This window comes from Streptomyces scabiei 87.22, assembly GCF_000091305.1.
Lineage (GTDB): Bacteria > Actinomycetota > Actinomycetes > Streptomycetales > Streptomycetaceae > Streptomyces > Streptomyces scabiei.
In genome coordinates this window covers 1,049,812-1,062,833 of record NC_013929.1, presented here as the reverse complement: position 1 = coordinate 1,062,833, position 13,022 = coordinate 1,049,812, and the positions used below count along the sequence as shown (strand labels likewise).

Genomic DNA, 13,022 nt, shown 5'->3' with positions numbered 1-13,022 from the left:
AGGGGCGCGGGGAACTGCGCGACCAGCCACTAACCGGCCCGCAGCCCGCATCCGACGGAACTCGGCAGACGAAATGCGGCACTCGGCGTCAGCCGGCGCAGCGGTCACGCGGCACTCGGCGTCAGGCCGGCGCAGCGGATCAGGCTCCCCAACCCGCCTGCTCCCCGCCCACCCGCTCCTCGACGATCTTCGACGCCCACCCGGACCGGCGGTACGCCTGCAGCGGCTCGGGGTCCAGCCCCATCTCCTCGCGCACCTCACGCAGCAGCGGCCGCACATCGGTGTTGTACGCGTCCATCACGACCGCGTTGGCCTCCAGCACGTCCCCGGCCCGCTGGGCGGCGGCCAGCGCGTCCCCGTCGACCAGCAGCGCCTTGGCCGTGGCCTCCTGCACGTTCATCACCGAGCGGATGATCGCCGGGATCTTCGCCTCGATGTTGTGGCACTGGTCGAGCATGAACGCGACCTCGGGGGTGAAGCCGCCGCCGCGCACGACCTCGTACATGATCCGGAACAGCTGGAACGGGTCCGCGGAGCCGACCATCAGGTCGTCGTCCGCGTAGAAGCGGGAGTTGAAGTCGAACGCGCCGAGCTTGCCCTCGCGCAGCAGCGTCGCCACGATGAACTCGATGTTGGTCCCCGGCGCGTGGTGCCCGGTGTCGACCACGACCTGCGCCTTGGGCCCGAGCTTCAGACAGTGGGCGTAGGCGGTGCCCCAGTCCGGCACGTCCGTCGTGTAGAAGGCCGGCTCGAAGAACTTGTACTCCAGCAGCATCCGCTGGTCGTCGCCGAGTCGCCCGTACACCTCGGCGAGGGCCTCGGCCAGCCGGTCCTGACGCGCACGGATGTCGTCCTGGCCGGGATAGTTCGTCCCGTCCGCGAACCACAGCTTCAGGTCCCGGGACCCGGTCGCGTCCATGATGTCGACGCACTCCAGCAGATGGTCGACGGCCTTGCGGCGCACCGCCGCGTCCGGGTGGCAGACGCTGCCCAGCTTGTAGTCGTCGTCCTGGAAGGTGTTGGAGTTGATCGCGCCCAGTCGCACGCCACGCTCCTCGGCGTGCTTGGCGAGCGCCGCATAGTCCTCGACCTTGTCCCACGGGATGTGCAGCGCGACCGTCGGGGCCACACCGGTGAACTCGTGGACCTTCCCGGCGTCGTCCAGCTTCTCCCAGGGATCGCGCGGAACACCCTGTTGGGCGAACACCTTGAAGCGCGTTCCGGAGTTTCCGTACGCCCACGACGGCGTCTCGACGGCCTGGGTCTTGAGGGCGGCCTTCACCGCGGCGAGCTCGGTCACGTCAGGGCTCCTACCGGCTTCGATGTCTGAAACGATTCAGCAACGGAAACTATGAGCGGCTCGCCGGACTGTCAACCCCTGGGCTCCACGCCGTTCTCCGTGACCCTGTTGTGACCCCTTCTATCGAAAGAATTTCGACCGGAACCCATTGACGTGACATGCGTGGGGTGCCTAACGTCCCGGCAACCTAGTTGAAACCTTTCACGACGGAGTGAGGCGGCTTCTCCGCCAGCCACCTGCCGTCGTCGAGGAGCCCCCATGACCCACCGGTCCGACACGGGTCCGGCCCCCGTTCTCGCGCTGAAGGGCGTTTCCAAGTCCTTCGGCGCCGTACGCGCCCTGCGGGACGTGTCCCTCGAACTGTTCCCGGGCGAGGTGCACGCACTCGCCGGGGAGAACGGTGCGGGCAAGTCGACCCTGATCAAGAGCCTCGCCGGGGTGCACCGACCGGACTCCGGTCAGGTGCTCCTCGACGGCGAGCCCACGGTCTTCCACGGCCCGGCCGACGCCCGGGACGCGGGCATCGCCGTGATCTACCAGGAGCCCACGCTCTTCCCCGACCTTTCGATCGCCGAGAACATCTTCATGGGCCGCCAGCCGCGGCGCGCCCTCGGCCGCATCGACCACAAGGCCACCCATGCGGCGACCCTCGCCCTGATGCAGCGGCTCGGTGTCGAACTCGACCCCGACCGCCCGGCGCGCGGCCTGTCCATCGCCGACCAGCAGATCGTGGAGATCGCCAAGGCGCTGTCCTTCGACGCCCGCGTCCTGATCATGGACGAGCCCACGGCCGCCCTCACCGGCAGCGAGGTGGCCCGCCTCTTCGGAGTCGTACGCACCCTGCGCGAGCAGGGATCGGCCGTCCTGTTCATCTCCCACCGCCTGGAGGAGATCTTCCAGATCTGCCAACGGGTCACCACCCTGCGCGACGGCGCCTGGATCTCCAGCGAACCGATCGAGGGCATGACCGAGGACGACCTGGTCCGCCGCATGGTCGGCCGCGACCTGGAGGAGCTGTACCCCAAGCAGGAGGTCGCGCCGGGCGAGGTCGCGCTGAGCGTGCGCCGGCTGACCCGCGAGGGCGTCTTCACCGACGTCTCCTTCGAGGTCCGCCGCGGCGAGATCGTCGGACTGGCCGGCCTCGTCGGCGCCGGCCGCACCGAGGTCGCGCGGGCCGTCTTCGGCATCGACCGCTGGGACGCGGGCGAGGTCGACCTCGACGGCAAGGCGCTCACCAACGGCGCCCCGTCCACCGCGATGGCCGCCGGACTCGCCCTCGTCCCCGAGGACCGCCGCGCCCAGGGCCTGGTGATGGACATGTCCATCGAGCGCAACATCGGCCTCACCGGACTGCGTACGGCCGTGCGGGCCGGGCTCGTCGACCGCGGCGCCGAACGCAGCCGCGCCCTCGACTGGGCCGTCAAGCTCCAGGTGAAGTACGCCCGGATCGCCGACACCGTCAACACGCTGTCCGGCGGCAACCAGCAGAAGGTCGTCCTCGCCAAGTGGCTCGCCACCGGGCCGAAGGTGCTGATCGTCGACGAGCCCACCCGCGGCATCGACGTCGGTACGAAGGCCGAGGTGCACCGCCTGCTCAGTCAGCTCGCCGCCGACGGCGTGGCCGTGCTGATGATCTCCTCCGACCTGCCCGAGATCCTCGGTATGGCCGACCGCGTGCTCGTGATGCACGAGGGCCGGCTCACCGCCGAGATCCCTCGCTCCGAAGCCACCGAGGAAACCGTGATGGCCGCAGCCACCGGGAGGGCCGCCGCATGACGGTGACCACCCCCGAGAAAACCCCCGTCGCCGAGGTGCCGAAGTCCAGCGGCACCCGGCTGGTGGACCGCGTCTTCAAGATGCGCGAACTCGCCATCCTCGTCGTCTTCCTGGTGATGATCGTCGTCACCCAGCTGGGCAACAGCGAGTTCCTCACCGAGCAGGGCATCAAGGACCTCCTGCTCAACGCGACCATCCTGGTGCTGGTCGCCGTCGGCCAGTCGCTGGTCGTCATCACCCGCAACGTCGACCTGTCGGTCGGCTCCACCCTCGGCATCAGCGCCTTCGCCGCCGGCACCTACCTCCAGGGCGGCGGGAACGCGGTCGTGGCCGTCGCGCTGGCCATCCTGATGGGCATCGGCTTCGGCCTGCTGAACGGCCTGCTCGTCAGCCTCGGCCAGGTACCGGCCCTCGTCGTCACCCTCGGCACGCTCTACATCATCCGGGGCATCGACTCCATCTGGGTCGGCTCCAGCCAGATCACCGCGTCCGCCCTGCCCGACGGGTTCGTCGACTTCGGCTCCGGCGGCATCTCCGCGGTGCCCTACCTCGCGCTGATCGCGGTGGCGGTCCTGGTCGCGACGGCGTACTACATGAAGCACTTCGGCAGCGGCCGCGAGCTGTACGCCCTCGGCTCCAACCCGGAGGCCGCCCGCCTGGCCGGCATCCCGGTGCGCAAGCGGATCCTCGTCGCGTACACCTTCTGCGGCGCCCTCGCCGGCCTCGCCGGAGCGCTGTACCTGGCCCGCTTCGGCAACGTCGACTCCAGCACCGGCAACGGCTACGAACTCACCGTCGTCAGCGCGGTCGTGGTCGGCGGCGTCGTCTTCACCGGCGGCTCCGGCAGCGTCTACGGCGCGGCCCTCGGCGCCCTGCTGCTGACCTCCATCAACAGCGTGCTCCCCGCCCTCGGCGTCAGCTCGGTGTGGGTCCTGGCCATCAACGGCGTCCTGCTCATCCTCGCCATCGCGGTGGACCGTGTGGTCGCGCTGCGGGTGGCGGCCGCCCTGAAGAAGAGGAACGCCCGCCATGGCTGAGTCATCCCTCTCCCGCGCGATCCGCTGGTCCGCCTTGAAAAGGTGGGATTCAGCGGTCGGCGCCACGCTCGTCGTCGTGCTCCTGCTGTCCTTCTCCACCGTCGACGGCTTCGGCAACGCGCTCAACCTGTCCTTCCTCATCGGCAACACCCTGCCGATCGCGCTGGTCGCCCTCCCGATGACCCTCCTGGTGGTCTCCGGCGAGATCGACCTCTCCGTCGCCTCCACCGCCGGACTGTCCGGCGCGGTGATGGGCGCCCTGTGGAACCAGGGCCTGACCATCGAGGCGATCATCCCGATCTGCCTGCTCCTCGGCGTCGTCTGCGGACTGATCAACGGCCTGCTGGTCACCCGGCTCGGCCTGTCCTCCCTCGCCGTCACCATCGGTACGCTCGCCGCCTACCGGGGCATCGCGCAGATCGTGCTCGGCTCCGACGCGGTCACCGACTTCCCCACGCAGTACCTGGACTTCGCCGCCGGCCGGATCGGCGACAGCTTCGTCCCCCGGGCGTTCATCCCCTTCCTGGTGCTGCTCGTCATCGCCGTGATCGCCCTGCACGCCACCCCGTTCGGGCGCTCCCTGTTCGCGATCGGCGCCAGTGAGGAGGCCGCGCGCTTCACCGGCATCCGCGTCAAGCGCCAGAAGCTGATCCTCTTCACGGTGACCGGCCTCATGGCCTCCCTCACCGGCATCTTCTGGGCGCTGCACTACGCCAGCGCCCGCTACGACAACGCCACCGGACTCGAACTCTCCGTCATCGCCGCCGTACTGCTCGGCGGCATCGACTTCGACGGCGGCAAGGGCACCCTCGGCGGCGCGATCGCCGGTGTGTTCCTGCTCGGCACCCTGCAGAACGTGATGAGCCTGCAGGACGTCTCGGCGCAGTCGCAGATCGTCGTCACGGGCGTCCTGCTCGTGCTGTCCGTCCTCGGACCCCGGGTGGCGAAGCAGATCGCCCTCGCCCGGGCCGGGCGGCCGTCCGGGCCCGATCCCGTCGCGAAGACCGGTTGACGACCGGCCGCCGACGAGCCGCCGGCCGTTCCGGGCCGGCCGCGCCCCCGCGGCGGACGCCGCACACCCGTACCACCCCGTGCCCCTCTCCGGGGCACGACACCACTCCTCCTCGAAAAGGAACCCCCGCCATGCGCAGAGCAACCCTTCGTCGCTCCTGTGCGGCTCTCGCCGCCGTCACCTCCCTCGCGCTCGCCGTCACCGCCTGCGGTGGCACCACCAAGAGCGACGTCAAGGACGACTCCGCCTCCGCGGCGGCCACCGGCAAGGCCGACCCGAACGCCGCGCTGAAGAAGGGCCTGACCGTCGGCTTCCTGCCGAAGCAGGTCAACAACCCGTACTTCACCTCCGCCGACAAGGGCGGCGAGGCGGCCCTGAAGGAGCTGGGCTCCAGCTACAAGGAGGTCGGCCCCTCCAGCGCCACGGACACCTCCGGCCAGGTGAACTACGTCAACACGCTCACCCAGCAGCAGGTCGACGCCATGGCCGTCTCCGCGCAGGACCCGGGCGCGCTGTGCACCGCGCTCAAGCAGGCCATGAGCAACGACATCAAGGTCGTCACCTACGACTCCGACACCAAGCCGGAGTGCCGCAACGCCTTCGTCTCGCAGGCCAGCGCCGAGGACCTGGGCCGCACCGAGGTCCAGCTCCTCGCCGAGCAGATCGGCTACAAGGGCGAGATCGCGATCCTGTCCGCCGCGCAGACGGCGACGAACCAGAACACCTGGATCGACTTCATGAAGGACGAGCTCAAGGACCCCAAGTACAAGGACGTCAAGCTCGTCAAGGTCGCCTACGGCGACGACGACGCCCAGAAGTCCTTCCAGCAGACCCAGGGCCTGCTGCAGGAGTACCCGAACCTGAAGGGGATCATCTCCCCGACCACGGTCGGCATCAAGGCCGCCGCCCAGTACCTGTCGGGCTCCAAGTACAAGGGCAAGGTCAAGCTGACCGGCCTCGGCACCCCCAACGACATGCGCAAGTACGTCAAGGACGGCACGGTCGAGGGCTTCGAGCTGTGGGACCCGGCGAAGCTCGGCGAGCTGGCCGCCCGTACCGCGGTGGCGCTGGTCTCCGGCCAGATCACCGGCAAGGAGGGCGAGACCTTCACCGCCGGCGACATGGGCGAGTACACCATCGGCAAGGACGGCGTGATCAGCCTCGGCAAGCCGACCGTCTTCACCAAGGACAACATCGACAAGTTCGACTTCTGATCCCTGGGCCCCGGTCCCAGCCACCCCCCTCACCCCAGGAGCGGTTCTCATGCAGCGCGTCTGCTTCCTCCTCAAGGTCCGCCAGGACCGGATCGACGAGTACCGCGAGCGGCACGCCGCCGTGTGGCCGGAGATGCTCCAGGCTCTCTCGGCCACCGGCTGGCACAACTACTCCCTCTTCCTGCGCGACGACGGCCTCCTCGTCGGCTACCTGGAGACCGAGGACTTCCCGGCGGCCCTCGCCGGCATGGAGGCCGCCGAGGTCAACGCCCGCTGGCAGAAGGAGATGGCGCCGTTCTTCGAGTCCCTCGACGGCGCCCGGCCCGACGAGGCCATGAAGCCCCTCACCGAGGTGTTCCACCTCGCCTGACCCCGACACCGCAGCACCTCCCCCCTCCCATTTCGCACGACAACGGAGTCCCCCGAGATGAAGAGACGCACGCTGCTCGGCGCCGCCCTCGCCGGTGCCGTGGCGACCCCCGCCCTCGGCGCCGCGACCGCCAGCGCCGCCGACCCCGGCCCGTCCGTCCGCCAGACCGGCAACACCCTCCTCGACGGCCAGGCGATCTACTTCGTCTCCTACGACGGCCTGGTCAACAACAACGCGTTCCAGAAGAACGCCCTGCTCACCCACAAGGGCCACCAGTACGCCGTCTGGTACACCGCCGACCGCAACGCCGTCGTCGGCCGCCGCGTCCTCGGCTCCTCCACCTGGTCCACCGTGAAGGTCGGCCACACCCTGCGCTACAACGACTCCCACAACGTCATCTCCATGGGCGTCTCCAAGGCCGACGGCCGGCTCCACCTCAACATGGACTCCCACAGCGACGGCTTCACCTACGTCAAGTCCGTCGCCGGCCTCCTGGACAACCCGACCGGACTGAGCTGGACCACGAGCCGCTTCGGCGCCCCGCAGTCCACCCTCGACGGACTGGCGCTCACCTCGCAGTTCACCTACCCGCAGTTCGTCTCCGTGCCCGACGGCAAGCTCCAGCTGAGCTACCGCGCCGGCATCTCCGGCAACGGCCGCAACGCCCTCGCCGAGTACGACGGCACCTCCTGGACGAACCTCGGCGAGTGGACGTCCTCCACCGGCACGTACACCAGCGAGCACGGCTCCTCGACGGCCCGCAACATGTACCTGCACGGCATCGACTACGACCGCAACGGCCGCCTGCACGCCCTGTTCACCTGGCGCGAGCAGAACGGCGCCGTGATGTGCAACGGCGGCGGCATCACCAACCACGACACCGGCTACGTCTACTCCGACGACCGCGGCCGCACCTGGCGCAACAACGCGGGCACCGTCGTCGGCACCACCGGCGGCTCCGACAAGGTCGCCGTCACCGACGCGGGGCTCGTCGTGGACGCCCTCAACCCGGACCACTCCCTGATGAACCAGGAGAGCCAGTGGACCGACTCCGCGGGCCGGCCGCACGCCATCATCAGCTACGTCCCCGGCCGCTTCGGCCAGTGCACGACGAACTACGTCGCCGACCGCACGGCAGGCGGCAGGGCGTTCCTCGTCCGCAAGAGCGCCTCCGGTCCCTGGACGAAGACCGAGATACCGGTGCCGCTGAACTCCAGCCAGCGCACCAAGCTGGTGATGGACAAGTACAACAACGCCTACGCGCTGTTCCCCTTCGGCCGGATCGCCGGTGCCTCGGCGGCCTCCGGCCACACCGACTGGACGATCCTGTACGACGGCTCCGGCCTCAACGCCTTCGGCGAGGTGGTGTTCGACGAGAGCCGGATCGCCCAGGACAATGTGCTGTCCGTGATGTACCAGGTGAAGTCCAGCGGGACGACCCCCTCGGCGCTCCGCGTCGTCGACTTCGCCCTGCCCGCCTGACCCCGTACAAGGGCGACATTCCCGTGTTCCGCCGGGCCGTTCCCGGTGTGACGGCGACGGTAATGTGAACGTATGCCCGCCGCTCCGTACCTTCCTGGAGGTCCCCGTCCGATGTCGCAGCCGGTGGGTATCAAGGACGTCGCCGCAGCCGCCGGAGTCTCCGTCGGCACGGTCTCCAACGTCATCAACCGGCCCGACTCGGTGGCCTCCGGCACCCGGGCCCGGGTGCTGGCCGCCATCGACCGCCTCGGCTACGTCCGCAGCGAGTCGGCGCGCCAGCTGCGGGCCGGGCGGAGCAGGATCATGGGGCTGCTCGTGCTCGACATGGGCAACCCCTTCTTCGTCGACGTCGCGCGCGGTGCCGAGCGGGCCGCGCGCGACGCCGGACTCGGCGTGATGGTCTGCAACAGCGCGCAGAGCGCGGGCGAGGAGTCCGAGTACCTCTCGCTGTTCGCCGAACAACGGGTGCGCGGCGTCCTGCTCACCCCCGCCGACGCGACCGGGCGCAACATCGCGGCGTTCCGCCGCCACGGCATTCCCTTCGTCCTCGTCGACCGGGTCGCCGAGGGCACCACCGAGTGCTCGGTCTCCGTCGACGACGTCGCGGGCGGCACCCTGGCCGTCCGGCACCTGATCGACGCCGGGCACCGCTCCCTCGCGTACGTCAGCGGACCGGCGGGCTTCAACCAGGTCCGGGACCGCCGTACCGGCGCCCTCAACGCGCTGCGCGAGGCGGGGCTCGGCGCCGACGCCCTGCGGGAGCTGCCCACCGAGCGCCTCGACGTGGCCGCCGGCCGGGACGCGGGCGCCCGCCTGCTGGGCCTCGTCGACCGCCCCACCGCCGTCTTCTGCGCCAACGACCTGCTCGCCCTCGGCGTGCTCCAGGCCATGTACGCGGCCGGCGTCAGCGTCCCCGACGACCTCGCCATCGTCGGCTACGACGACATCGAGTTCGCCGCCGCGGCCGCCGTCCCCCTCACCTCCGTACGGCAGCCCGCGGTCACCATGGGCGCGCTGGCGGCCGAACTCCTGCTGGAGGAGACCGAGGCCGAGACGGCGCCGGTGCGGCACGAGCACCGAAGAGTCGTCCTCCAGCCGGAACTGGTGGTGCGGCGCTCCAGCCTCTCGGCGCGCTGACCGGCCGTTCAGGACGGGTCCCGGCACTTTCTTGATCCACGGGGTCGGCCCGGCGGAGAATCTGTGCTGGACTGGACCACGGCCTGGAATTCGTCCGCTCAGGGAGCCCCGTTGTCCGTCAGCTACCGGCAGCCCGGTGTCGTCCTCACCGACCGCCGCTTCACCGTCCCCCTCGACCACGACCGCCCGGCGGGGGAGCGGATCGAGCTCTTCGCGCGCGAGGTCGTCGCGAGCGACCGGGCGACCGCCGAACTGCCCTGGCTGGTCTATCTGCAGGGCGGCCCCGGCTTCGGCGCCAACCGCTTCGTCGGCCGCGAGGCATGGCTCGGCAGGGCCCTGGAGGAGTACCGGGTCCTGCTGCTCGACCAGCGCGGCACGGGTGCCTCCACCCCCGCCAACCGCCAGACCCTCCCGCTGCGCGGCGGCCCCGCCGAACAGGCCGACTACCTGGCCCTCTTCCGCGCCGACTCCATCGTCCGCGACTGCGAGGCCATCCGCCCGGAGGTCACCGGCGGCGCCCCCTGGACCGTCCTCGGCCAGAGCTTCGGCGGCTTCTGCGCGGTCGCCTATCTCTCCGAGGCGCCCGAGGGACTGAGCAGCGTCGTCATCACCGGCGGACTGCCCTCCCTCGACGCGACCGCCGAGGACGTCTACCGGGCCGCCTTCCCGCGCATCGAACGCAAGGTCGCCGCGCACTACGCCCGCTACCCGCAGGACGTCGAGCGGGCCCGGCGGATCGCCGAGCACCTGCTCCGGCACGACACCGTCCTCCCGAACGGCTACCGCCTCACCGTCGAGGCGTTCCAGTCCCTCGGCATCCTCCTCGGCCGCGGCGACGGCAGCCACCGGCTGCACTTCCTGCTGGAGGACGCCTTCGTCCGCACCCCCGCGGGGCACACCCTCTCCGACGCCTTCCAGGAGGAGGTCCAGGGCCTGCTGTCGTACGCGGGCCATCCGCTCTACGCGCTCCTGCACGAGGCGTGCTACGGACAGGACCCCGGCCCCACGAACTGGGCGGCGGAGCGGGTGCGCGGGCAGCTCCCGCAGTTCGACGCGGCCAAGACGCTGACGGGCGACGGCCCGCTGCTCTTCACGGGCGAATCGGTGCACCCCTGGATGTTCGAGAACGACCCCGCCCTGCGCCCGCTGCGCGAGACGGCGCGGAGCCTGGCCGAGGACCGGGGCTGGTCGCCCCTCTACGACCCGGAGCGCCTGGCCCGCAACGAGGTCCCGGTCGCCGCCGCCGTCTACCACGACGACATGTACGTCGACACGGACCACTCCCTGAGGACCGCCCGTGCCGTCCGGGGACTGCGCACCTGGGTCACCGACGAGTTCGAGCACGACGGCGTACGCGCCGGCGGACCGCGGGTGCTGGACCGGCTGCTGGCCCTGGCCCGTGACGAGGCGTGAACGCCGCGGCTACCGGACATCATTCGTAGTGCTCCGGCCTTCAGGCCGGAGGTGAAGCGAATCTCGTGGTCGCGATGCGGAGCGTCGCGGTGTCGTTCCGGCGGAGCCGGACCCTGCTTCGTGACGGTGACGGATCGTTCGCATGTTCCCGATGGCGGCGTGGGTTCGACGTGCCTAGTGTGATCGTCATGCAGCTCCGGTACGCCTTCAGGTTGTACCCCGACGCAGCTCAGCAGGCCGCTCTGGCCCGGGCGTTCGGGTGCGCACGCGTCGTGTTCAACGACGCCGTGCGTGCCCGTGAGGACGCCCGTGATGCCGGGCAGCCGTTCCCGACGGCCGGTCAGCTGTCCACGCGCCTGATCACGGAGGCGAAACGGACGCCGCAGCGCGCCTGGCTGGGCCGGGTCTCCGCAGTCGTCCTCCAGCAGTCCCTGCGGGATGCCGACACCGCCTACAGGAATTTCTTCGCCTCCCTCAAGGGCACCCGCAAGGGATCGAAACTGGGCGCACCCCGTTTCAAGTCCCGCAAGGACGCCCGGCAGTCGATCCGGTTCACCGCCAACGCCCGCTGGCACCTCACCGACAGCGGCCGCCTGAACCTGCCGAAGATCGGCGCGGTGATGGTGAAGTGGTCCCGCAAGCTGCCTACCACTCCCACCTCGGTCACCGTCATCAAGGACGCGGCCGGCAGGTTCTTCGCCTCCTTCGTCATCGACACCGACCCGGACGCCGACGCGACACGGATGCCCGAAACCGATCGCACCATCGGCATCGACCTGGGCCTGACCCACTTCACGGTCCTGTCCGACGGCACAAAGACCGACTCCCCGCGCTTCCTGCGCCGCGCGGAGAAGAAGCTCAAGAAGACCCAGCGTGAGCTGTCTCGCAAGCAGAAGGGATCCAGGAATCGCGCCAGGGCCCGCATGAAGGTCGCCCGCGCTCACGCCAAGGTCGCCGACGCCCGCCGTGAGTTCCACCACCAGCTCTCCACGAAGCTGATCTCCGAGAACCAAGGGATCGCTGTGGAGGACCTGTCGGTGGCGGGACTGGCACGCACCCGCCTGGCCAAGTCCGTCCTCGACGCGGGCTGGTCGTCGTTCCTGCACATGCTGGAGTACAAAGCGGGACGGTACGGGCGCACCCTGGTGAAGATCGGCCGGTTCACTCCGACCTCTCAGACCTGCTCGGCCTGCGGCGCCGTGGACGGGCCCAAACCCCTGAACGTCCGGGAATGGACCTGTGCCACCTGCGGCACCGTCCACGACCGGGACCACAATGCCGCGATCAACATCAAGACGGCCGCCGGACTGGCGGCATCGGCCTGCGGAGCGCCGGTAGGACCGGGAGCGATCCCGGCACAGCGCGAAGAAACAGGAAGCCACGGATTCCGCACCGGAAACCGTGCCGCTTAGCGGCACGGCAACCAGTCAAGGAAGGCCAGAATCCTCGCCCTCAGCGCGAGGAGCATGTCAATGTGCGTTTATGACGGACCCGCAGAAGGACCAGCCCGAGCAGCTCGCGCCCATGCCCGACGACTGGCGGCGCGCCCTCGCCGTCGTGGCCCACCCGGACGACCTGGAGTACGGCTGTTCCGCGGCGATCGCCGCGTGGACCGACGAGGGCCGCGAGGTCTCGTACGTCCTCGCGACACGCGGCGAGGCCGGCATCGACACCCTGGAGCCCGCCCGGTGCGGCCCGTTGCGGGAGCGGGAACAGCGCGCGAGCGCGGCCGTCGTGGGCGTGACACGGGTGGAGTTCCTCGACCACGAGGACGGCGTCGTCCAGTACGGGCCCGCCCTGCGCCGGGACATCGCGGCGGCCGTCCGCCGCCACCGCCCCGAGCTGCTCATCACCCTCAACCACCGCGACACCTGGGGCGGCGTCGCCTGGAACACCCCCGACCATGTGGCGGTGGGCCGAGCCACCCTGGACGCCGCCGGGGACGCCGGGAACCGCTGGATCTTCCCCGAACTCGTCGAACAGGGGCTTGAGCCCTGGGACGGCGTCCGCTGGGTCGCCGTCGCCGGTTCCGCAAGCCCCACCCACGCTGTCGACGCCACGGCCGGGCTGGAGCGCGCGGTGGCCTCCCTCCTGGAACACCGCACCTACCTGGAGGTGCTGACGAAGGAGGAGCCGGAGACGTACGTGCGTGACTTCCTCACCGGCGTCGCCCGGACCACGGGGGAGCGGTTCGGCGGCCGGCCGGCCGTGGCCTTCGAGGTGTTCCCGCGCTGAGGAGCCGGGCCGGCGGGCCGCCCGGCGAGTCGTGGTTAGGGTGACC

The 13,022-nt window shown here is 70.3% G+C and carries 11 protein-coding genes; 10 read left to right on the top strand and 1 reads right to left on the bottom strand.

The window, feature by feature from the left end; genetic code table 11:
* Positions 1-139: 139 nt before the first annotated feature.
* A complete protein-coding gene (gene rhaI / locus SCAB_RS04455) occupies positions 140-1,300 on the bottom strand; it encodes an L-rhamnose isomerase (protein WP_012998856.1) in 1,161 nt (386 codons plus the stop codon).
* 258 nt (positions 1,301-1,558) lie between these two features.
* On the opposite strand from rhaI, the gene SCAB_RS04450 reads away from it, so the two are divergent.
* The 10 genes from SCAB_RS04450 to SCAB_RS04405 all read left to right on the top strand — a co-directional run bounded on the left by SCAB_RS04450 (position 1,559) and on the right by SCAB_RS04405 (position 12,976).
* Positions 1,559-3,076 (top strand): sugar ABC transporter ATP-binding protein, encoded by a 1,518-nt coding sequence (locus SCAB_RS04450; RefSeq protein WP_012998855.1) that lies wholly within the window; start codon positions 1,559-1,561, stop codon positions 3,074-3,076.
* Entirely contained in the window at positions 3,073-4,113 is a 1,041-nt protein-coding gene (locus SCAB_RS04445) for an ABC transporter permease (RefSeq protein WP_012998854.1), read from the top strand. The genes SCAB_RS04450 and SCAB_RS04445 overlap by 4 nt, the downstream gene beginning before the upstream one ends.
* On the top strand, positions 4,106-5,125 hold the full coding sequence (locus tag SCAB_RS04440) for an ABC transporter permease (RefSeq protein WP_012998853.1): 1,020 nt from the start codon (positions 4,106-4,108) through the stop codon (positions 5,123-5,125). The genes SCAB_RS04445 and SCAB_RS04440 overlap by 8 nt, the downstream gene beginning before the upstream one ends.
* Positions 5,126-5,256: 131 nt before the next feature.
* A complete protein-coding gene (gene rhaS, locus SCAB_RS04435; RefSeq protein ID WP_012998852.1) occupies positions 5,257-6,339 on the top strand; it encodes a rhamnose ABC transporter substrate-binding protein in 1,083 nt (360 codons plus the stop codon).
* A 49-nt stretch (positions 6,340-6,388) separates the two neighbouring features.
* Positions 6,389-6,709 carry an L-rhamnose mutarotase gene (locus SCAB_RS04430; protein WP_012998851.1) on the top strand — a complete coding sequence of 107 codons (321 nt, stop codon included), beginning with the start codon at positions 6,389-6,391 and terminating at the stop codon, positions 6,707-6,709.
* Between the two features lie 57 nt (positions 6,710-6,766).
* Complete coding sequence (locus tag SCAB_RS04425) at positions 6,767-8,191, top strand: BNR repeat-containing protein (RefSeq protein WP_012998850.1); 1,425 nt, start codon at positions 6,767-6,769, stop codon at positions 8,189-8,191.
* Between the two features lie 111 nt (positions 8,192-8,302).
* On the top strand, positions 8,303-9,328 hold the full coding sequence (locus tag SCAB_RS04420) for a LacI family DNA-binding transcriptional regulator (protein ID WP_037726795.1): 1,026 nt from the start codon (positions 8,303-8,305) through the stop codon (positions 9,326-9,328).
* 111 nt (positions 9,329-9,439) lie between these two features.
* Positions 9,440-10,741: an alpha/beta fold hydrolase gene (locus SCAB_RS04415; protein ID WP_041668888.1), complete on the top strand. Its 1,302-nt coding sequence runs from the start codon at positions 9,440-9,442 to the stop codon at positions 10,739-10,741.
* 188 nt (positions 10,742-10,929) lie between these two features.
* Positions 10,930-12,153, top strand: a complete 1,224-nt coding sequence (locus tag SCAB_RS04410; protein WP_041670374.1) for an RNA-guided endonuclease InsQ/TnpB family protein — start codon at positions 10,930-10,932, stop codon at positions 12,151-12,153.
* 70 nt (positions 12,154-12,223) lie between these two features.
* Positions 12,224-12,976 (top strand): PIG-L deacetylase family protein, encoded by a 753-nt coding sequence (locus SCAB_RS04405; RefSeq protein ID WP_012998846.1) that lies wholly within the window; start codon positions 12,224-12,226, stop codon positions 12,974-12,976.
* The last annotated feature ends 46 nt before the right edge of the window (positions 12,977-13,022 follow it).

Coding starts and splice junctions, on each gene's coding strand:
- SCAB_RS04450 (WP_012998855.1), top strand. CDS start 1,559: ATGACCCACCGGTCCGACACGGGTCCGGCCCCCGTTCTCGCGCTGAAG.
- SCAB_RS04445 (WP_012998854.1), top strand. CDS start 3,073: ATGACGGTGACCACCCCCGAGAAAACCCCCGTCGCCGAGGTGCCGAAG.
- SCAB_RS04440 (WP_012998853.1), top strand. CDS start 4,106: ATGGCTGAGTCATCCCTCTCCCGCGCGATCCGCTGGTCCGCCTTGAAA.
- rhaS (WP_012998852.1), top strand. CDS start 5,257: ATGCGCAGAGCAACCCTTCGTCGCTCCTGTGCGGCTCTCGCCGCCGTC.
- SCAB_RS04430 (WP_012998851.1), top strand. CDS start 6,389: ATGCAGCGCGTCTGCTTCCTCCTCAAGGTCCGCCAGGACCGGATCGAC.
- SCAB_RS04425 (WP_012998850.1), top strand. CDS start 6,767: ATGAAGAGACGCACGCTGCTCGGCGCCGCCCTCGCCGGTGCCGTGGCG.
- SCAB_RS04420 (WP_037726795.1), top strand. CDS start 8,303: ATGTCGCAGCCGGTGGGTATCAAGGACGTCGCCGCAGCCGCCGGAGTC.
- SCAB_RS04410 (WP_041670374.1), top strand. CDS start 10,930: ATGCAGCTCCGGTACGCCTTCAGGTTGTACCCCGACGCAGCTCAGCAG.
- SCAB_RS04405 (WP_012998846.1), top strand. CDS start 12,224: ATGACGGACCCGCAGAAGGACCAGCCCGAGCAGCTCGCGCCCATGCCC.